The sequence below is a fragment of the bacterium genome, from assembly GCA_035549195.1.
Taxonomy (GTDB): Bacteria; Oederibacteriota; Muellerivitia; order Muellerivitales; family Muellerivitaceae; genus DASZRK01.
In genome coordinates, this window is the sequence record DASZRK010000061.1 from 1 (window position 1) to 20451 (window position 20451).

Here is a 20451-nt window from a genome sequence, read left to right on the forward strand (position 1 = left end):
TCCCCATCGAGGAAGTGCCCCTGGTCCAGAAGAGCATCATCGAGAAGGCCCGGCACCGGGGCATCCCCGTCATCACGGCGACCCAGATGCTGGAATCCATGGTGCATAACGTCCGGCCCACCCGGGCCGAGGTGAGCGACGTGGCCAACGCCATCCTGGACGGGACCACCGCCATCATGCTGTCCGAGGAGACGGCCATCGGGGAGTACCCGGTGGAGACCGTCGAAATGATGTCCCGTATCGCCCGCAAGACCGAGACGGCCATCCAGGACGAGGCCTCCCGGATCCATTCGGCCTGAGCCGCACCGGAGGACCCATGAAGATCACCATCTACCAAAAGCCCACCTGCACCACCTGCCGGCAGGTCCATAACGCCCTGAAGGAAAGCGGGGTGGACTTCGACGCGGTCAATTACTACGTCGAGCCCCTGTCCAAGGCCAAGCTGGGGGAATTGGTCAAGAAGATGGGGATCCGGGCGTCGGAGCTGTTCCGCAAGAAGGAAGAGGCCTATAAGACCCTGGGGTTGGGGGGGCGGGAAGTGTCCGACGAGGAGGCCATCGACCTGATGGTGAAGCACCCCGACCTGCTCCAGCGTCCCATCGTCGAGAAGGGCGACAAGGCCATCCTGGCCCGCCCCGCCGAAAGGCTCCGGGAGATCCTCTGATCAGACCTGCGAGACGTCGATGTCCGCGCAGAGGATCTGCAGTTTCCCCGTCCCCGGATCGTTCAAGACCCCCGAAAAAGTGATGCAGAGGTTGCCCGAGGCCAGCGAGATATAGGGCTCGGTCAGGTAGCGGGTCATGCCGTTGTAGGTCAGTCCGTAGTAATACTCCTTGAGCGAGTGGTCCGTGCTCCGGGGGGCCGGTTGGAAGAGGAACTGCTTGCGGCTCTGGACCTTGCGGGTGTTGCAGACCGTTTCGCTGACCTGCACCCCGTCCTGGTTGAGCAGGTAGAGGCATTCCAATTGGGGATGGCGGGGGAAGAAGGAGGCCAACTGCCCCTCCCGGTCGGCCAAGGGGATCTCGGACAGGGCCTCGAAGATCGAGAGGGCGATGACCTGGCAACGGCTGCGCCGGTCCTTGTCCCGTCCCATCCGCTCGGTCATCATCCGGCGGTAGCGCGAGGCCATGAAGACGATCCGGGCCTTGAGCCCCAGGGTCGAGGCATCGGACTTCTGGGGCTTCGAGAAATAGCTCCCCTGCAGCATGTCCGCCCCAAGGTCGAGTGCCGTCAGGGCGTCCTCCTCGTTCTCCAGGCCGTCCGCCACCACCAGGGAGCCGAGCTTCTGGGTCAGGTTGACCACCGTCCGCACCCCTTCCCGCTTGTAGGCGTCCTTGGCCATGCTTTGCACCAGGGCGGGATCCAGCTTCACCACATCCGGGTTCAGGTGCAGGACCTGGTTCAACTTCTCCCGGCTGTTATTGATGCCTTCCAGGGCGATCAGGAATCCCTCGGCCTTATGGAACTCCACGAACTTCCGGATGGCGGCGGTGTCGGAGGACACTTCCGGGGCGATCTCGATGACCACCATGCTGGGGTCCAGCCCCATTTCCCGGACGCTCTTGATCAGGTAACCGGACCCGACCACATCGGAGGTCAGGATGGTCGAATCGATGTTCAGGAAAAGGAGCATGCCCGGGATGTTGGATTGGACCTTGGCGAAGCCTTCCAGGCCCTTGTCCCGGAAAAGACGGTCCAGGGCCAACCGGGCCCCCTTCTCGTCCAGTTTCTTGTAGAGATCCTCGGGTTCGATCAACTGTTTGGTCTCCGAGTCGACCCCGCGCCCGTGGGCTTCCAGGCCGACCACGCCGATCTTCTTGATGGAGATGATGGGTTGGAAGAAGGAGGCGGCGCTTTTCTGTTCGATCAGGTCCAAAGCGGAAAAATCGGGCCCCGGGGCCTTTTCGACCACGGCCTCGACGGTATGGCTGGGGGTGTCCATGGGATTCCTTTCCAAGAACCAGGTATAGGGGTCCTACTGCAATGGATGTGCCAGGGATGGAGGAGCGGAAAAGGAAGGTGGCAAGGCTCGGCGAGGCGAAAAAGGGAGGCGGCAAGGCCGCTCAAATGGTTTTGCGGCGGAACATTCGGGGAAAACGAAAAGAACGGGCGAGTGCACGGTCCAACGAATTTGTCGTATCCACCCCTATGCGTCCTTAGGGAGCCTTTTTGAGGTCGAACTCGATCTCGCCGTCCTTGAGCCCGATCTGACGGGCGGCCCGGGCCGCGTAATCGGGTTCGTGGGTGACCATCAGGATGGTGGCCCCCAGTTCCCTGTTGATGCGTTCGAAGATGGAGATGACCTTCTCACCGCTCACCGAGTCCAGGTTGCCGGTCGGCTCGTCGGCGAAGAGGTATTTGGGCTTCATCACCAGCGCCCGGGCGATGGCCACGCGTTGGCGCTCGCCGCCCGATATCTGGCCCGAGAGCTTCTTGCGGACGTGGCCGATCTCGAATTCTTCCATCAATTGGACCCCATAGGCCCGGAGCTCCTCGTGGCGGCCGGTCTTGCGGGCGGGGAAGACCACGTTCTCCTCGCAGGTGAGCTCGGGAAGCAGGTAATGGAACTGGAAGACGAAGCCCATGTTCTGGTTCCGGAAGGCATAAAGTTCCTTGCGGGTGAGGCCTGCGACCTGGCGGCCATCCAAGACCAGTGTTCCGGAAGTGAGCGGGTCCAGGGTACTCAAAGAGTAGAGCAAGGTGCTCTTGCCCGACCCGGAACGGCCCGTGATGGCAACGTATTCGCCGTCGTGGATCTCCAGGTCCAGGCCTTTCAAGACCACGGTGGGGGGCTGGCCGAAGGATTTGACCATCTTTTTCCCGGAAAGGCCCATGCTAGCCCTCCTGCAATTCCGCGCTGGAAGCAGCGCGGAGAACGGAGGCTAGCATCGCACCGATTTCAATAGGACGTGGTCCAAAGGATGATCGGCGCATGTAGCCCTCCATCGATTCCGCGCTGGGAACAGCGCGGAGAACGGAGGCTAGCATCGCACCGATTTCAATAGGACGTGGTCCAAAGGATGATCGGCGCATGTCAGCCCCCCTCAGCCCGCAGGATATCAATGGGATGCATGCGGCTGGCGGAGCGGGCCGGCAGATAACCCGCCACCAAGCCTGACAGGACGGCCAAGAAGAACCCGGTCAGGTAGAAGTAATAGTGCCAGGCGATGAGCATGTGGTTGATCTTGGACATGCCCATCCCGCTGGAAAAGGTGATGGTTTGGATATAGAGACAGACCAGGGTGCCGACGATGCAACCCAGGATGCCCCCGATGAAGCCTAGGATGAGCCCTTGGGAGAGGAAAAGGGTGATGATGTCCCCGGCTTCGTAGCCCATGGACCGCAGGATGGCGATCTCCCCTCTCTTTTGCAGGATCATCATGTTGAGGATGTTGTAGATGCCGAAGGCGGCGATCATGAGCACCACGAAGCTCAGGATGTACCGGATCATGTCCTGCATCTTGAAGACCTGGAAGAAATTGGCGTTGGCCTCGTCCCAGCTTTGGACCTTCTCCCGGCTGATGGCCGCCCATTGGTCGGCCACCTTCCGGGCCTGGGTGATATCCCTCAATTTCACGATGATCTGGGCGATCTCCCCGGGGGTCTGGTTGGCCTGTTGGACGTAATGGATCGGCGCATAGGCGGTCACGTCGTCGATCTGGACCATTCCGGTGTTGAAGAAGCCCGCCACCTTGGCCGGCACCACTGACCCGCCGATCTGGGTGATGTTGAGGGTGTCGTCCAAATGCAGGCCTAGTTTTTGGGCCAATGATTCTCCGATGACGACCTGGAAGCCCCCCTTGTCCAGGGACAGGAAGTTGCCCGAGCTCATGTCGTCCTGGATATCGGTGGCTTGGACCTGTTTCTGGGCTTCCACCCCGATGAGGATGATGGACCGGGTGAGCTTCCCCCGGTGGACCATGACTTGGGTCGTGATCTGGGGCGCGTAAGCCATCACCTGGGGGTCCGCGTCCAGCCGGTCGAACCAGCCCTGGGGGTACTCGATGTGGGGCGGCTCGTTGTGGAGGACCGGAGGGACGATCCAATGGACCAGGGCATCGGGGAAGAAGTCCGGGTCGAGGGAATGCTCCTCGATGGTGGGCTCCTCGGCCTTGATACTGATGTGGGCGGTGGTGTTGATGAGCCGTTGGATGAGGTATTCACGGAAGCCCAGCATCATGCCTGAGAGGATGAGGAAGGCGGCGGTCCCGAAGGTGATCCCCAGGAGCGCCAGGAGGGTCTGACGGGGACGGGCCAGCAATTGCTTGATGGCTAGGTAGAGCATGTCAGCCCTCCATCGGATCCTCGCTGGTGACAGCGAGGAGCAAGGGGGCTGGCCTAGTGCCGATCTCGTGGGGAGGTCTCGAAACGGGATATCGGCACATGGCTATTTACCGGGCAGGAGCAGGATGTCGTCCGCTTGCACACTGTGATCGGTCACCTCGGCCCATTGGCCGTCGGTGGCCCCCAGCTTCACCGGCACCTTTTTGGGGATGCCGCCCTTGAGGAGGGTCACGGTGCCGTGGTCGACCGCCACCAAGGGCACCTGGAGCACGTTCTCCTTGGAGGCCACTTGGATGGCCACGTCGCAGGTCATGCCCACCAGGACGCCGTCCGGCAGGCCGGGGGCCTCGATGTTCACATAGAACTCGCCGTCCTTAGGGTAGATGGCGGAGACCGTCCCGTCGATCTTTTGACCCCGCAGGCTCTCGAAGCTCAGAAAGGCCTTCTGGCCGCGATGGACCGGGATGGCGCCCGATTGTTCCAAGGTGACGACGATATAGGGATTTTTAAGGTCGGTGAGGGTCAGGACCGGGACCTGGGGGAACACGCTTTCACCTTCCTTATAGGGAAGGGAGGTGACCACCCCGGCAAAGGGTGCCCGGACCGTGTGGTGGTCGGCCAGGGCGATGAGGGGTTGGCCCTTTCCGACCGGGGCGCCTTCGTCCACAAAGAGCCGGGACAGGGTATCCGAAACCCCGAGCTTCAGCTGATAGGTATGGCGGGCGGTGACCGTGCCGATCCCATAGACCGATTCCACCATGTTCCCGATCTTGGGGTGGACCCTTTGGGACCAGGCTTTCCATAGGTGGAGGCCTGCGGAACATCCGGCGATGGTCGCCAAGGCCAGGCCCAGCCAGAGTTTGTGTTTTTTGATCCAGTCGACAGGGTTCATGGGTGCCACTCTAGGTTCGGGGATGGGGTGAAGGAATGACCTACATCATAAGGTGAGGTGGGCCGCCGGCCCAATCCGTTGCCATGAAAAAAGCCCGGGCCCCGTCCTGTCTCTTTTTCGTCCCGGTTCCTTATAATGCCTCTTCCTGATCAGGGAGGATCGCTTGAACCTATACTTTTTATTGGGCCTGGCCGGCGCGGGCTTCGTCTTTTGGGGTGCGGCGGTCCTGACCTTTTCGCGCCTTTCCCAGGGAAGCGCGGCACGGCGGACGGGGCCCGAAGCCCAGCCGGCGCTCCGGCTGGCCGAAAAATGGCTGGCCGAATCCCAGCAGAGGATCGAGGGCCTGGTCGCCGAGGCCGAACAACCCTTGAGCGCCGCCCAGAACGAACTTTTGGAACTCAGGTTGGAAGCGGGCCGCCTGCCCCAGGGCATCAAGAACCTGCGCCTGGTCCGGGACGTCCTGGAAAGGTCCTTCGAACCGAAGGCCGCCGACCGGTCCTTGCCGGAGTGGCTGGGGATCTATTTGGGGGCTACGGACTTCGGGCCTGGGGAAAATGGCGTCCAATTCATCAAGACACCCCTGGGCCGGATGCCGGTCCTCCAAGTCGGGATGTCGGGGAAGCCTTTGCAGGGCAACGAAATGAAGGAAGCCCTGGGAGTCCTCAGCCGCGCTTTGGACGGGATCCAGGCCTCGGCGGGTTTCCTCTTTTTGCCCGATGCGGGCCACTATCGCGATTGCCTGGCGAATGCCGAGTGGATGGAAGGCCTCAAGGCGCACCGCTTGATGGCCGTGGACCTGAAGGGTCTGACCGCCCTCCTGGCGGCCCTGCGCCTGAGCGGGGATTCGGAAAGGGTCCTGGAGACCTTCCGGAAGGGGATCGATTCCACCAAGGCCTTGGAAGGCCAGACCGACCGGATGGCCGCCGAACTTTCCCGGTTGACCTCCAGCGCCCTGAGGGCCAGGGCCTTGATGGAAGGTGGGGTGCCGATGCCTGAGGATCGGGAACTTTCCTAATCGGCCTTGGGCGGGTCCGGGGTCCGGAGCTGGAATGGTTTGGAATGGATGCGATAGACGTTGAAGGGCAGGCTCAAGAAATAACGCTCGATATAGATCTCCTGATGGTGTCGTTCCCGCATGTAGGTCTGGTACATTTCCCCTTCCTGTGGACTGCAGATCAGGAATACATCCGGCCGGTCGACCATGTCCTCCAAGGGTCGGTGGATCCCGAAGCGAACCAGGGTACCGAGGGCCAAGGGTGATGTCTCGAAATTGCCGAACGGGAAAAAGTGGAAGGACCGGCGAAAGGGACCGAAACCCCGATAGGGGTCCAGGTCCTCGAAAGGGAACTGGGAATCCCAAATGATGAAGAGTTGATCGTTGGTAGGGGCCAGGCGTTCAAGTTCGGCATAGAGTTTGTCCCTGTGATCCGTGCAAAAGCGCTCGAAAGGCCGGAATTGGCGGATGGAATAAAGGGCCGAAAGGACGAGGATGACCGTTAAGATCGGTCGGCTCCACGGGTAAAGTGTCGGGACCACGCGGGATGGGCTTTGGACCCATCGCGATGGGAAATAAAGGGGTAGGGCGGCGGCCAAAAAATAGGACGGATAAAGCATGCGATCGGGAAGCCGGAGGAAATAAAGGAACCCGAGGCAGGCCGCGATGATCCACAGGAGTTGGAAGAGGATCAAGGGGGTCCCTTTGGGTCGTCTCAGGGCCAAAAGGGCCAGGACGCAGATCAGGGCGCATCGGGCCAGGGGAAAGCGAGTAATGGGCCCGAGGGCGCTGGCGAGATCGATGGACTCGTGCTTGAAGAGGGGCTTCAATTTCTCCACCCCGTTCGGTCCCGTGACCGCAGGGTCCAGGAAGTACCAGTCCTTGAACATGGCCAGGTCGTTCGAGGTGACCCCCGCGGCCCCGAAGAGCGATGGGGCGCTGCGGGGGTCGATGGGCGTACCCCAGTCCACCAGTTCGGCCGACCGGTAGGTGAATCGGTAGAATTCCCGCCATTCGGGATCCGAATGGAAATAGAGGTAATGGAACGCGAAGATCGCGGCCAGGGACAGGGTGGTGAGGCCCAGGAGATGGCGGTCGCGGGGATCTTTCCGAGCCCGCCATGCCCCCATTGCGATCAAGGGAAAGAGGAAAATGGACCAGGCGACAAAGGCCTTCCAACGCAGCAACAGGCAGGCCGCGAAACAGGAGGCCCCAAGCCACGACGTGGCCCTGCGCGGGGTTTTGGCGGGGTCGGTGAAGAGCCGGAGAAAAAGAAGCGTTCCAGCCTGGAATTCGAGGCCGGCGATCATGCTGTAATTGAGTTTCAGGAAAAAATAAATACCGATCTGGATCAGGAGCAGGAGATACAGGAAAAGCCGCCCGGGTTCCTGTCCGCCCAGCTCGATGGCCAGGCCCCAGCACCCCAGGGCGTGGATCAGGGCGGCCAGGAGCAGGAAGGTGAACCAAGGAAGGGCGGGAACAAGCATATTGAGCCACTTGAGGACCGATCCCAGCAGGACATTCGAGAAGACCAAGTGCTCATCGGGATGGATGGAAAACCCCGAGCCTTGAGTGATGAAAACGGACCACCAGTCGTCGTTGACCATGAACAGGGGAGACCAGAAAAAGTGGCAGGATCCCACGAAGGCCGCCGCCAGGGCGAAGGGGCGCAAAAAGGGGATGGTTTTGGGGGTCATGGACTCTCGCGGCAGGGTGGACCGGATGGACCGGGGCTGAAGATGGTCGGGTTGTGCAGAATCATAACAAAACGGCCGTTGGGGGGGAAGGAACAGGCTCCCCGGGATCCCGTCATGGATCCACGGCGTTCGAGGAGTTGGATATGGGATGGAAGGACCTTTTCACCAAGAACCTGCATGTGACGACCCCGGAGGACCCGGACCCTTTCTTCCGTCCCCGGCATTATTCCGAGCCGAAAGGGCCGGTCGTGAAGGCGGCCCTGGAGGCCATCGCCGGGCTGTCCCGCTGGAAGGTCGTGGAGCACCGGGAGAACCAAGGGCGTATCCGCGCAAGCGTGGCGGCCAAATTCCTACCCTTCGCCGACGACGTGGACATCTACGTGGTCCAAGGTTTGGACGGCGTGACCAAATTGGAGATCATCTCCCGCGCCCAGGGCGGCCGGGGCGACTTCGGTCGTAACAAAAAGAACGTCCGTGATTTTTTGTCGTCGCTCGACGCCAAGCTTCCGCCGAAGGCGCCTTGACAGCGGTTCCAAAACCCGTATAATCCGTTTTCGCAGTCACCTTTAACGGGGTCCGAGAGACCTCAAAGGAAAGACGATGAAGCCCGTTCGCGCGCGAACTGAAAACCCACGGACCCGGACATCCCCCCTGGATGCTTCGGGTTTTTTTGTGCCTGAAAATGCTGGAGGCGCTCATGACGCCTAAGATCAAGGCCGTCCTCATGGAAGCCCGGGACATGGACCGGGCTCTCACCCGTATCGCCCACGAAATACTCGAAAGAAATAAGGGCATCCAGGATCTGGTCCTCATCGGAATCAAGGCCCGGGGGGATGTCCTGGCCGAGCGGTTGGCCATCAAGATCAAGAACATTGAGGGGACCGAGATCCCCTATGGGGCCATGGATATCACCTTCTACCGCGACGACGCGGGCATTCATAAGCCGGAAAAAGCCCCTAGTCCCACCGAACTTCCCTTCGACGTGAACAAGAAGAAGGTCATCCTGGTGGACGACGTCCTCTACACCGGCCGCTCCGCCCGGGCCGCCATTGACCAGATCATTGACTTCGGCCGCCCCACCTTCATCCAATACGCGGTCCTGGTAGACCGGGGCCATCGGGAATTCCCCATCCATGCCGACTACGTGGGCAAGAACATCCCCTCCTCCTCCCGGGAGAAGGTGCTGGTCCATGTGAAGGAGAACGACGGGAAGGACGAAGTGGCCATCGCGGAGGTGGAATCGTGAACTGGAAATCCAAGGACCTGCTGACCCTCGAGGAGCTTTCGGCCGACCAGATCGGCCTTATCCTCGACACGGCCTCATCCTTTAAAGAGGTCTCGACCCGCTCGGTCAAGAAGGTGCCGGCGCTCCGTGGCCGCACGGTGGTGCTCTTCTTCCACGAGCCCTCCACCCGCACCCGTATCTCCTTCGAGCTGGCGGCTAAGCGCCTCTCGGCCGACATCCTGAACGTCCAGACGGCTTCCTCTTCTTTGGTCAAGGGCGAGACCCTCATCGACACTCTCAAGACCCTCGAAGCCATGACCATCGACGCCATCGTGGTCCGGCACAAGTCCTCCGGGGTGCCCCAGATGCTGGCCAATATCACGCCCGCCACCGTCATCAACGCGGGAGACGGAGCCCATGAGCATCCGACCCAGGGCCTGCTCGACCTCTTCACCATCCGGGAGCAGAAGGGCAGGATCCAGGGGCTCACCGTTACCATCGTGGGGGACATCACCCACAGCCGGGTGGCCCGGTCCAACATCCATGCCCTGAACAAGATGGGCGCCAAGGTGCGGGTCTGCGCGCCGCCGACCCTCCTGCCGACCGGCATCGAGAAGATGGGTGTCACTGTCCTCCATGACCTGGACAAGGCGCTCGAAGGCACGGACGTGGTCTATGTGCTCCGGCTCCAGTTGGAGCGGCAGAAGAACAACCTCTTTCCCACCATCCGCGAATATAGCCAGATCTTCGGGGTCACGACCGAGCGCCTGAAACGGGCCAAGAAGGACGCCATCGTGATGCATCCAGGTCCCATGAACCGGGGGGTCGAGATCTCCTCGGGGGTCGCGGATGGGCCCCAATCGGTCATCGACGACCAGGTCACCAACGGGGTGGCGGTCCGCATGGCGGTTTTGTATCTCCTCCAAGGAGAATCCAATGAAAAGCCGAATTGACCACGGGATACGGAAAACGAGGAGATGAAGATGGGAAAGAGGGAAAAGGATCCAGCCGTACTCCGTGATCTCCGTGTCTCCGTGGTGAAAGGCGGTTCTTTATGAAGTCGATACTCATCCAGGGAGGCCACGTGGTCGACCCGGCCAACCAGATCGACGGCGAAGCCGATGTTTTCCTGAAGGACGGCAAGGTCGAGAAGGTGGGCAAGGGCCTCAAGGTGAAGGCCGACCAGACCATCGACGCCAGGGGCAAGTTGGTCACGCCCGGGCTGGTGGACATCCACGTGCATTTCCGTGAGCCGGGTTTTGAATACAAAGAGACCATCGCCACGGGGTCCCACTCGGCGGTGGCCGGCGGGGTCACGTCGGTCGCCTGCATGCCTAACACCAATCCACCCATCGACGACCAGGCCATCGTGCACTTCATCAAGAGCAAGGCCGAGAAAGAGGGCTATTGCCACGTCCATCCCATCGGCTGCATCTCCAAGGGCCGGAAGGGGGAGGAAATGGCCGAGCTGGGCGAACTGAAGAAAGCGGGGGCGGTGGCGCTCTCCGACGACGGGGCGCCCATCATGAACGCCGAACTGATGCGCCGGGTCATGGAATACGCCAAGATGCTGGACCTGACCGTCATCGACCACTGCGAAGACTCCCACCTTTCGAACGAAGGGGTCATGCATGAGGGGGAAGCTTCGACCGCCCTGGGGTTGCGCGGCATCCCGGCGGCCTCGGAAACCGTGATGGTGGGCCGCAACATCCTCCTGGCCGAGATGACGGGAGCCAAGTTCCATGCCGCCCATGTCTCCACCGCCGGGTCGGTGGAGCTCATCCGCCAGGCTAAAAAGAAGGGCATCCATGTCACCGCCGAGACCTGCCCCCATTATTGGACGCTCTCGGACAAGTCCATCAAGAACTACAACGCCAACTTCAAGATGAACCCTCCCCTCCGGAGCGAGGAGGATGTGGCGGCCATCCGCAAGGGCATCAAAGAGGGTGTCATCGACTGCATCTGCACCGACCACGCCCCCCACGCCTCCACCGAGAAACAATGCGAATTCGACCAGGCGGCCTTCGGCATCGTGGGCTTGGAGACCATGTTCCCCCTGACCTACAGCCACCTGGTGGAACCGGGGGTCATCTCCCTGTCCCGGGCGGTGGAGATGCTGACCACCTCGGCGGCCAAGATCATCGGCCTCCCGGCGGGGACCCTTTCGGAAGGCGCGGTGGCCGACGTCGCCATCTTCGACATCAAGAACGAAAAAGAAGTGAAGGCGCAGGAATTCAAGAGCAAGGGCAAGAACTCGCCATTCAACGGCTGGCGGCTCAAGGGATGGGCGGTGACGACCATCGTGGCGGGCGAGATCAAGTATCAGAGCGAGGATAAGTAAAAGGCCAATTGGCCACCGATGAAGAGGATGAATGGGATGGCTTAAATCCAAATCGGTGTTAATCGGTGTTCATCGGTGGCGAAATAGCCTTAGCTTGAAAGGGGTTTTGAGTGGCTTCTAAGATCAAAAAAGCGGTCCTGGCCCTCGAGGACGGGACCTGGTTCGAGGGACTAAGTTTCGGTGCCGAGGGAAAGTCTTTCGGAGAAGTGTGTTTCAACACTTCGATGACCGGTTATCAAGAGATCCTGACCGACCCCTCCTACCGCGGCCAGATCGTCACCATGACCTATCCCCTCATCGGCAACTACGGGGTGAACCCGGTCGATGTCGAATCCCGCAAGCCTTTCCTCTCCGGTTTCGTGGTGAAGGAATACTGCAAGCACCCCTCCAACTACCGCATGACCCAGAACCTGGGGGAATACCTCAAGAAGCACAACATCATCGGCATCGAGGGGTTGGATACCCGGGCCCTGACCGCCCACCTGCGCACCCACGGGGCCAAGAAGGGCGTGCTTTCGACGGCCGAACTGGACCCCAAGAAATTGGTCAAGCAGGCCAAGGATTCCCAGGGCCTGGTCGGCCGGGACCTGGTGAAGGAAGTCACCTGTGACAAGCCCTACCACTGGACCGAACTTCCTTACAACTTGGACTCGGCTTCGCACGCGCCGGAACCCCAAATGGACCTGTCGGGCCTGACGCCTCCTGAAAAGCGGATCAAGATCGCGGCGTTGGATTGCGGCATCAAGTACAACATCCTGCGGCGACTGACCGCCGAGGGTTTCGACGTGACGGTTTATCCGGCCACGACCAAGGCGGATGTTCTGCTCGCCTCAGGGGCCAAGGGGTTCTTCCTCTCCAATGGTCCCGGTGACCCGGAGGCGGTTCCCTATGTGTACCAAACGGTCAAAAAACTGGTGGATGCCAATGCCCCCATCTTCGGCATCTGCCTGGGACACCAAATGCTGGGTCTGGCCTTGGGCGGCAAGACCTACAAGCTCAAGTTCGGTCACCGGGGCGGAAATCAGCCGGTCGTGAACACCAAGAACTACAAGGTGGAGATCACCAGCCAGAACCATGGTTTCGCCGTGGATCCGGACAGCCTGGACAAGAGCTTGGTCTACCAGAGCCATATCAACCTGAGCGACAACACCAGCGAAGGCTTAGCCATGAAGCACAAACCGGTCTATAGCGTGCAATACCACCCGGAGGCTTCTCCTGGACCGCATGATTCACGCTACCTTTTCAAACAATTCAGGGAAATGGTGGAGAAGAACGGCTGATCTGCCAAGGAGACGACAGGATACGTAAAAGGACGGGGTGTCATTGCGAGGAATGTTCACCGAATAGGTGAACGATCATGACGAAGCAATCCCAGTTGAGAAAAGCTTCTTCCCAGGGAGGGGTTATTGGGACTGAGGTTGCATCGTCGCGAACGTCGGCCTATTCGGCCGCCGCTCCTCGCAATGACGGATGGGCCGCATGATTCGAGGTGTTTGTCCAGGGAGCTCGAAGAGATGGTCGGATCTAATAACCGATAAGTCGTTAAAGAGGCGTGATGAAAATCAAGAACGGAAAAAACACAAGGTTCCGAAAAGAAATAGGGGAAATGCGTTTTAGGATAAAAATTGGATTGGTCGTTGGTGGGGTGATGCTTCTGGTGGTGGTTCTTGGACAAGGGATTGGTTCAAAAATGCTAATCAACTTTGCTACAGTTTTGTTGGCTGCGTCGATAGTTTATGTACACTTGCAAACTTCAGGGCCGGTTTGTCCAAAGTGTTCCGGTACTTTTTGCGTGAATCTTAAAAAATTCATGCCCTTTCGACCTTGGACGACGTCGTGTTTGAGTTGCGGGTTCGAGATCAAACCATTTAAGGGAAAGTATGCCTAAACGTACTGACATCAAAAAGATCATGGTCATCGGGGCGGGGCCCATCATCATTGGGCAGGCCTGCGAATTCGATTATTCCGGTACCCAGGGCTGTAAGGCCCTGAAGGAAGAAGGTTTCGAGGTCATCCTCATCAATTCCAACCCCGCCACCATCATGACCGATCCCGAATTCGCCCACCGCACCTACGTGGAGCCCATCACGCCCGACGTGGTCGCCAAGATCATCGAGAAGGAACGCCCGGACGCCCTTTTGCCCACTTTGGGCGGCCAAACGGCCCTGAACACCGCCGTGGCCCTGGCCGAACGCGGCATCCTGAACGAATTCAAGGTGGAACTCATTGGGGCGAATCTTGCCGCCATCAAGAAGGCGGAAGACCGCCAGCTCTTCAAAGAAGCCATGCTCAAGATCGGTTTGGACCTGCCCAATTCCCTCACCGTGAAGACCTTGGAAGAAGGCCTCGGGTTCGCCGAGACCAATGGCTATCCCTGCATCATCCGTCCCGCCTTCACCTTGGGCGGCACCGGCGGCGGCATCGCCTATAACCGGCAGGAATTCGAGGAGATCCTCTCCAAAGGCCTGGACCTTTCGCCCATCCACCAATGCCTGGTCGAGGAATCGGCCCTGGGTTGGAAAGAGTACGAGATGGAGGTCATGCGCGACCTCAAGGACAACGTGGTCATCATCTGCTCCATTGAGAATATGGACCCCATGGGCATCCACACCGGGGATTCGGTGACGGTGGCCCCGGCCCAGACCCTGACCGACAAGGAATACCAGCGCATGCGGGACGCCTCCATCGCCTGCATCCGGGAGATCGGCGTCGATACCGGCGGTTCCAACATCCAGTTCGGCGTGGACCCCAAAACGGGCCGTATGGTGGTCATCGAGATGAACCCCCGCGTGTCCCGTTCCTCGGCCCTGGCCTCCAAGGCCACGGGTTTTCCCATCGCCAAGATCGCGGCGAAGCTGGCGGTCGGTTACAGTCTGGATGAGATCTTCAACGACATCACCCGCTACACCAAGGCGGCCTTCGAGCCTTCGATCGACTACGTTGTCACTAAGATCCCCCGGTTCACCTTCGAGAAGTTCCCCGACGCCGAGGACATCCTCAATACCTCCATGAAGAGCGTGGGGGAGACCATGTCCATCGGGCGTACCTTCAAGGAAAGCTACCAAAAGGCCCTGCGTTCCATGGAGACCGGCACCATCGGTTTTGGCGCCGACGGGCGCGAGTGGAAGGAAGGCCGGTGGCAGAGGACCGGCGCCCGCAAGCCCCGGGGCCTGTCCCATGACTTGCTGGACGCCCAACTCCGCAAGCCCACCTCCCAGCGCCATTTCTTCGTTCGTCAGGCCCTCTGGCAGAACTACAGCATCGAGAAACTCTACAAGTTGACGTCCCTCGACCCCTGGTTCCTGAATGAGATGAAGGAGATCGTGGACCTGGAGAAGGAACTGGAGAAACAAACTTCCAGGGCCGGGAAACTGAAGTCCAAGCTCCCCGTGGAATTGCTGCGCCGGGCCAAAGCGATGGGCTTCTCCGACGCCCAATTGGCTTTCCTCTGCAAGGCGAAAGAGACCGACATCCGCAATTACCGCAAGATGAACGGCGTCAAGCCGGTCTACAAGATGGTGGACACCTGTGCCGCCGAATTCGAGGCCTTCACGCCTTACCTTTATTCCACCTATGAACTGGGTCGTTCCTCCTTTTCGGGAAAAGATACGGAAGCCGCCCCCACGAAGGAGAATAAGATCATGATCCTGGGCGGCGGTCCCAACCGCATCGGCCAGGGCATCGAGTTCGACTATTGCTGCGTGCACGGGGCCTTCGCCCTCAAAGCCGACGGCTTCGAGGTCATCATGGTCAACAACAACCCCGAGACCGTCTCCACCGATTACGACACCTCGAACCGCCTCTATTTCGAGCCCCTGACCTTCGAGGATGTGATGAACATCCTGGACCGGGAGCGCCCCAAGGGGGTCATCGTTCAGTTCGGCGGCCAGACGCCCCTGAAACTGGCCGTTCCCCTGAAGAAGGCGGGAGCCCCCATCATCGGCACCAGCCCCGAATCCATCGACGTGGCCGAGGACCGCAAGCTTTTCGGCGCCATGCTCAAACGCCTCAAGATCCGCCAGCCGGACAACGGCATCGCCATGAACGTGAAGCAGGCCAAGCCGGTCGCCCGCAAGGTGGGGTACCCGGTGGTGGTGCGCCCCTCCTATGTGCTGGGCGGACGGGCCATGGAGATCGTCTATGACGAGTCCTCGCTCGACGAGTTCGTGGCCAAGGCGGCCGAGGCGGCCCCCGACAAGCCCATTCTGGTGGACCATTTCCTGGAGGACGCCCTGGAAGTGGACGTGGATTGCGTCTCGGACGGCAAGGAAGTCCTCATCGCCGGCATCATGGAACACATCGAGGAGGCGGGCATCCATTCGGGCGACTCGGCCTGCGTCATCCCGCCCTATACCCTGCGCGAGGACCAGATCGCCACGATCAAGAGATATACGAAGGAAATGGCCCTGTCCCTCAAGGTGCGGGGATTGATGAACGTCCAATACGCCATCAAGAACGACATGGTCTATGTGCTCGAAGTGAACCCCCGGGCTTCCCGGACCGTGCCCTTCGTCTCCAAGGCCACCGGCACCTCCTGGGCCAAGGTGGCCGCCCGGCTCATGTCGGGCAAGAGCATCAAGCAATTGGGCGTCAAGGAAGTGTCCTACCTCAAACACATCGCGGTGAAGGAATCGGTGTTCCCCTTCAACCGTTTCCCGGGCGTCGATACGGTGCTGGGTCCCGAGATGAAGTCGACCGGCGAGGTCATGGGGATCGACACCGACTTCGGCATGGCCTTCTCCAAGAGCCAGATGGCGGCCAACTCCAGCCTGCCCATGCAGGGCACCGTCTTCGTATCCGTGAAGAACAAGGACAAGCGAACGGTCATCTTCATCGCCAAACGCCTCTCCGACATGGGCTTCAAGCTGGTGGCCACCCAGGGCACCGCCCAGGCCTTGACCAGCAACGGCATGGAGGTCACGGTGGTGCGCAAGGTCCATGAGGGCCGGCCCAACGTGGTGGACCTCATCAAGAACGGCGGCATTCAACTGATCATGAACACCCCGGCGGGGAAGGGTCCCCGTTCCGACGACTTCCAGATCCGCCGCACGGCCGTGGTCTACAACGTGCCCTGCATCACGACCCTCTCGGCCTGCGCCGCCGCCACCAACGGTATCGAGGCCCTGAAGAAGCGGGAGATCCGCGTGAAGCCGCTCCAGGACCACCATTCGGAAAGATCGTGAAGGATCGGGGCTGACCTCCCCCATGGGGTGCCATCGCGGGGAGTGGCCCGCGCCTGGCGGGACGATCGCGATGCGGCGGCCCCGCTAGGAACGGTGGCCTATTCGGCAACGATCCCTGCCACGACGATAAGAACACTTCCTGACAACGATTCCCGCTGTTCCGGTTAACGTGAAACTTTTTGGCACAAGTTACTGTATATATCCAGGACGGATTTTGGATGTCCTTCCTCGAGGAAACGGTGGGAAAAAACCGTTCCGATGTTAAAATCCGCGAAAGGGAAGGGACATCTTTTGGGCCAAAGAATCCTCGGGGGATCGAACATGGAAGCCGCCAAAGATAAGCGCCAATACCAACGCGTAGGCTTCCGCAGGACGGTCCGGGTCTTCCCCGTCCTTCCTTCCAAGTCCGGCAATATCTACGAGGTCCAGAAGGACTCGATCTGGGTCCAGGCCGACAACATCAGCGAGGGCGGTCTCCTGTTGGCGACCGAACAATTCTCCAAATCCTCCCTCATCCTCAAGTTGAATTTCGAGGTCGGCCTGGACCGGATGGTCGAGGTCTACGGCAAGGTCATCTGGGTCGAAGGCGGCCGTTGCGGGGTCCGCTTCCTTTTTGCCGACAACGAGCTTCGCAAGGCCGTCCGGGGGATCGCCCGTAAGGCCGATAACGCCTGACTTTTACTTCTTCCCGCGGTTCTTTCCGGTCGCTTCCTCCTTTAGAATCCTCCCATGGAACACCGCCTCCACGTCTATTACGGTTACGGCAAGGGCAAGACCACCAGCGTGGTCGGGCTCGCCGTCCGCGCGCTCGGCGCCGGCAAGAAAGTGGCCCTGGTTCAGTTCGACAAGGGTTTTGACGGGGTGAACGAGCACTATTCCGAACGCAAGGTCCTGCGGGGCCTGAAGGGCTTGGAGCTTTATCCCTTCGGGAAGGAAAGGGTCCTGGGGCCCAACGCCTTCCGCTTCAAGAACGAGCCGGGGGATCTCGAGGAGGCCCAGGCGGCCCTGGCCAAAGCCAGGGAATTGTTGGAAAAGGGTGGGCGGGACCTGGTCATCCTCGACGAGATCCTGGCCGCGGTCATGACCAAGCTCGTGACGAAAGAGGAGGTCATGGACCTCATTGCCCTTTACGATAAGGACCGCCGCTGTGAACTGGTACTGACCGGCCACCAGGTCTGGCCCGAACTGGTGGAGAAGGCGGACCTGGTCACCGAGATGCGCAAAGAGAAGCATTACTTCGACCAAAAGGCCCCGTCCAAGGAAGGCATCGAATTCTAACGGCGGAACTACGGTCTGTTCGCCGCAAGGGAGCGAAGAGGGGCAAAAGGCGGGTTTGATAAGGTGCTTTGTTTAGGCCGGGCCCCGGTGCTTTTCTTCGCAAACTTCCCGTCTTCGCGGTCAAAGGATAGGTCTTGAACACAAAACTCCATTCCCCCAAGCCTTGGTTCTTCCTGACGGGCCTGCTGGCCCTGGTCCCGGTCGCCAACAATTCGAGGCCCGCCCTCTTCTTTCCGGCCCTACCGGCCCCGGTCGTTTCGACCCTGGCGGTCTTCGGCGGTGTCTATACGGCGGTCCTGGCCTTCGCCCGGCTTTGGGCCGTCCTCCAAAGGCGGGACAAGGCCCGGGCCCTGGTCGGGGAGGTCTCCGGGGACCTGTCTCCCCGGCCCTCCGCTTCCGAGAACGACCTGGGACAGTCGGGGAGGCTCATCACCCGCTTGGTGCGGAATGTGGAAGTGGACCTGGGGGAGATCCGGCCCGATTTTTCGATCGGGTCCTTGTCGCGACTGAAACGGATCGTTCCGGCGCTCCTGGAGGAGGTCCTGACCGAGGAGGATGCCAGGATCCGGCTGGGGATCGTGGGGGTCTACCTGGGCGAGACCCTCTGCCGTTCCCGGGGCTGGCAGTGGGATTTCCGGGCCCGTCCGGACCTGCGGCAGTTCACCTATCAGGCGTCCCGGGTCGTGAAGGACGGACGGTCCCTGGAGGTCTTCACCAAGGCCGCCGGGCTCATGACGGGGAAGGCCGACTGGGGCGGTCTTTTGCGGGAGATCGGCGGGTGAAGCCGGTCCTGCTCCGGCCCTGGGGCCTCCTGTTCCTGCTGGCGGCCCCCTGCCTTGGGGCGGGGACGCCCCTGGTGATCAAGAGCAAGGTCGTTCCGACCTCCTACCACCATGAATACAGCACCGCCCAGATCGAATCCATGAGCTCCATCAAGGCCCCCAGCCGGGCGGCCCATGAGCCGGGGCTCACCCTCTTCGAGTATGAGCTGTCGTTCAATTACGATCTGAACCTCAGGTCCGAACGCCCCGGCGGGCCCTATCGCTTCTGGGTCAAGACCCTGAACCTCGAATTCAACGTGAACCGGATGGAAGTCTTTGTCTCCAGCCAATACCCGGTCGGGTCCTGTCAATACAGGGCCATCCTGGACCATGAGAACACCCATGTGGCCATCAACACGAGGACCTTCAAGAAATATTTGGCGTTGTTGAAGAAGGAACTGTCCCGGACGGCCTTGCCGACCTCCCGCAGAACATGGACGGCGGCGGACCAGGCCCGGGCCCAGGCGGCGGTGGACGCCAGGATCAAACCGATCCTGGACCGGATCCAGAAGGAGTTCGCGGCGGAGGACCGGCGGGAGAACGCCAAGATCGACACGCCCGCCAGTTACCGGCGCACCAGCGCGAAATGCGGGGATTGGTGACGCGGCTTATGACCGTGAAGCCGGGAAGGGCGTATGGCCGGGAAAGGTCCCTTCCTTTTGACGATGACGCAGTCCTTGGTCCGACCCCGCCCTATTGTCCGGCGGGTGGAACGCCATCCCCCCTGGAACCTTGTTCTTGACGGCTTTTTGGCAAAAAAAAAGCTCCCGGTGGCCCGGGAGCTTTCGCGGTCCTACAAGACACTAGATCTTGCGAACGTTCTCGGCCTTCAGGCCCTTCTGTCCTTGGGTGACCTCGAACTCAACGCGGTCGCCCTCGTTGAGGGTCTTGAATCCGTCGGTCTGGATCGAGGAGAAGTGCACGAAAACATCCTCTCCGCCATCCTGCGAGATGAAGCCGTAGCCTTTATCGTTCTTGAACCACTTCACAGTGCCTTGTGCCATGCCGCGACAACCTTTCACGAAAAAAATTTGGATCCGTCCCGGGCCAGCCGGTCCCGAAGACCGGGTTATGATAGCCAAAAGGGCCTAAAAGTATAGGATTTTCATCCCGCTCCGCGCTTTGGATTTACCGTTTAAGGCGCGTGGGCTCAAGGCGCGTCCTCGTCCTTTTCGGGCAGGGATCCATAGGACCCCACGGTTTCCTTGAGGGCGGGCAGGTCCTCGTGGAGCACCTGGACATTGGGACAGGAGAGGACAAAGAGGATGACACGGTCTTCCTCCCCCACATAGGCCACGGCCTCGCAGGTGCCGTCCTTGAGCCGGGTGTAGAGATAGACCGGCACCGAGCGCAATTGTTTGGTCGAAAGGATCGGACCTTTCAGGATCTCCATCTTGGGGTTCGAGGCCTTGCCGTCCTGCGCGTCCTTTTGGACCAGGTCCTGGACGGTCTTGACCTTCCCGCCCAGCCCGAACGTCGAAAGGGTGATGACCGAATCGGCCTTGTAGTAGGAGGAGCCTTGCGGGTAGAGGACCAGGTCGGCCTCGACCTGGGAAGCCAGGGACCGGTCCAGGACCCATCCCACGGGCGCGTCCAGGGAATAGGAAAAGCCGTCCCCCTGGATCCACTCGGCCCGGAGGGGCAAGGCCAGGATGAAAAGGAAAAGACAAGCGGGTATGCAGCGCATCGGGCGGGTCTCCGTTCGGTCCTAGGATGGGAAGTATCATAGACCGGGA

Annotated in this window: 20 protein-coding genes and 1 pseudogene; 14 read left to right on the forward strand and 7 right to left on the reverse strand. The window is 60.5% G+C overall.

What is annotated here, in order from left to right; translation table 11 throughout:
- A pseudogene (locus VHE12_11205) lies at positions 1-263 on the forward strand (pyruvate kinase).
- 53 nt (positions 264-316) lie between these two features.
- Positions 317-664 (forward strand): arsenate reductase family protein, encoded by a 348-nt coding sequence (locus tag VHE12_11210; GenBank protein ID HVZ81344.1) that lies wholly within the window; start codon positions 317-319, stop codon positions 662-664.
- On the opposite strand, the gene VHE12_11215 is transcribed toward VHE12_11210, so the two are convergent.
- The 4 genes from VHE12_11215 to VHE12_11230 all read right to left on the reverse strand — a co-directional run bounded on the left by VHE12_11215 (position 665) and on the right by VHE12_11230 (position 5176).
- On the reverse strand, positions 665-1942 hold the full coding sequence (locus VHE12_11215) for an EAL domain-containing protein (protein HVZ81345.1): 1278 nt from the start codon (positions 1940-1942) through the stop codon (positions 665-667).
- Between the two features lie 214 nt (positions 1943-2156).
- The gene (locus tag VHE12_11220) at positions 2157-2834 is read right to left on the reverse strand and encodes an ABC transporter ATP-binding protein (GenBank protein HVZ81346.1); all 678 of its coding nucleotides are present in this window, start codon (positions 2832-2834) and stop codon (positions 2157-2159) included.
- A 200-nt stretch (positions 2835-3034) separates the two neighbouring features.
- Positions 3035-4285 carry an ABC transporter permease gene (locus VHE12_11225; protein ID HVZ81347.1) on the reverse strand — a complete coding sequence of 417 codons (1251 nt, stop codon included), beginning with the start codon at positions 4283-4285 and terminating at the stop codon, positions 3035-3037.
- 102 nt (positions 4286-4387) lie between these two features.
- The gene (locus VHE12_11230; GenBank protein ID HVZ81348.1) at positions 4388-5176 is read right to left on the reverse strand and encodes an efflux RND transporter periplasmic adaptor subunit; all 789 of its coding nucleotides are present in this window, start codon (positions 5174-5176) and stop codon (positions 4388-4390) included.
- Positions 5177-5339: 163 nt separating this feature from the next.
- Between VHE12_11230 and VHE12_11235 the strand changes: the two genes are divergently transcribed.
- Positions 5340-6191 (forward strand): hypothetical protein, encoded by an 852-nt coding sequence (locus VHE12_11235; protein HVZ81349.1) that lies wholly within the window; start codon positions 5340-5342, stop codon positions 6189-6191.
- Here the strand turns inward: VHE12_11235 and VHE12_11240 are convergent.
- Complete coding sequence (locus tag VHE12_11240) at positions 6188-7867, reverse strand: hypothetical protein (protein ID HVZ81350.1); 1680 nt, start codon at positions 7865-7867, stop codon at positions 6188-6190. The genes VHE12_11235 and VHE12_11240 overlap by 4 nt on opposite strands.
- A gap of 143 nt (positions 7868-8010) precedes the next feature.
- On the opposite strand from VHE12_11240, the gene VHE12_11245 reads away from it, so the two are divergent.
- The 11 genes from VHE12_11245 (at position 8011) to VHE12_11295 (ending at position 19317) form a co-directional block, all read left to right on the forward strand.
- The gene (locus VHE12_11245; protein ID HVZ81351.1) at positions 8011-8391 is read left to right on the forward strand and encodes a DUF1499 domain-containing protein; all 381 of its coding nucleotides are present in this window, start codon (positions 8011-8013) and stop codon (positions 8389-8391) included.
- Between the two features lie 173 nt (positions 8392-8564).
- Positions 8565-9113 carry a bifunctional pyr operon transcriptional regulator/uracil phosphoribosyltransferase PyrR gene (gene pyrR, locus VHE12_11250; GenBank protein ID HVZ81352.1) on the forward strand — a complete coding sequence of 183 codons (549 nt, stop codon included), beginning with the start codon at positions 8565-8567 and terminating at the stop codon, positions 9111-9113.
- The gene (locus tag VHE12_11255; GenBank protein HVZ81353.1) at positions 9110-10045 is read left to right on the forward strand and encodes an aspartate carbamoyltransferase catalytic subunit; all 936 of its coding nucleotides are present in this window, start codon (positions 9110-9112) and stop codon (positions 10043-10045) included. The genes pyrR and VHE12_11255 overlap by 4 nt, the downstream gene beginning before the upstream one ends.
- Before the next feature lie 101 nt (positions 10046-10146).
- Positions 10147-11433, forward strand: coding sequence for a dihydroorotase (locus tag VHE12_11260; GenBank protein ID HVZ81354.1), 1287 nt, complete (start codon positions 10147-10149; stop codon positions 11431-11433).
- Positions 11434-11543: 110 nt separating this feature from the next.
- Positions 11544-12713: a glutamine-hydrolyzing carbamoyl-phosphate synthase small subunit gene (carA, locus tag VHE12_11265; GenBank protein HVZ81355.1), complete on the forward strand. Its 1170-nt coding sequence runs from the start codon at positions 11544-11546 to the stop codon at positions 12711-12713.
- A 275-nt stretch (positions 12714-12988) separates the two neighbouring features.
- Positions 12989-13321, forward strand: a complete 333-nt coding sequence (locus VHE12_11270) for a hypothetical protein (protein HVZ81356.1) — start codon at positions 12989-12991, stop codon at positions 13319-13321.
- Positions 13314-16616, forward strand: coding sequence for a carbamoyl-phosphate synthase large subunit (gene carB / locus VHE12_11275; protein HVZ81357.1), 3303 nt, complete (start codon positions 13314-13316; stop codon positions 16614-16616). The genes VHE12_11270 and carB overlap by 8 nt, the downstream gene beginning before the upstream one ends.
- 321 nt (positions 16617-16937) lie before the next feature.
- Entirely contained in the window at positions 16938-17291 is a 354-nt protein-coding gene (locus VHE12_11280) for a PilZ domain-containing protein (protein ID HVZ81358.1), read from the forward strand.
- A gap of 54 nt (positions 17292-17345) precedes the next feature.
- Positions 17346-17894 carry a cob(I)yrinic acid a,c-diamide adenosyltransferase gene (locus tag VHE12_11285; GenBank protein HVZ81359.1) on the forward strand — a complete coding sequence of 183 codons (549 nt, stop codon included), beginning with the start codon at positions 17346-17348 and terminating at the stop codon, positions 17892-17894.
- A gap of 134 nt (positions 17895-18028) precedes the next feature.
- Positions 18029-18676 carry a hypothetical protein gene (locus tag VHE12_11290; GenBank protein ID HVZ81360.1) on the forward strand — a complete coding sequence of 216 codons (648 nt, stop codon included), beginning with the start codon at positions 18029-18031 and terminating at the stop codon, positions 18674-18676.
- Positions 18673-19317 (forward strand): hypothetical protein, encoded by a 645-nt coding sequence (locus VHE12_11295; protein ID HVZ81361.1) that lies wholly within the window; start codon positions 18673-18675, stop codon positions 19315-19317. The genes VHE12_11290 and VHE12_11295 overlap by 4 nt, the downstream gene beginning before the upstream one ends.
- A gap of 201 nt (positions 19318-19518) precedes the next feature.
- Here the strand turns inward: VHE12_11295 and VHE12_11300 are convergent, their stop codons facing one another.
- Both VHE12_11300 and VHE12_11305 read right to left on the reverse strand, forming a co-directional pair.
- Positions 19519-19719 carry a cold-shock protein gene (locus tag VHE12_11300; protein ID HVZ81362.1) on the reverse strand — a complete coding sequence of 67 codons (201 nt, stop codon included), beginning with the start codon at positions 19717-19719 and terminating at the stop codon, positions 19519-19521.
- Between the two features lie 146 nt (positions 19720-19865).
- Entirely contained in the window at positions 19866-20402 is a 537-nt protein-coding gene (locus VHE12_11305) for a hypothetical protein (GenBank protein HVZ81363.1), read from the reverse strand.
- Positions 20403-20451 lie beyond the last annotated feature (49 nt).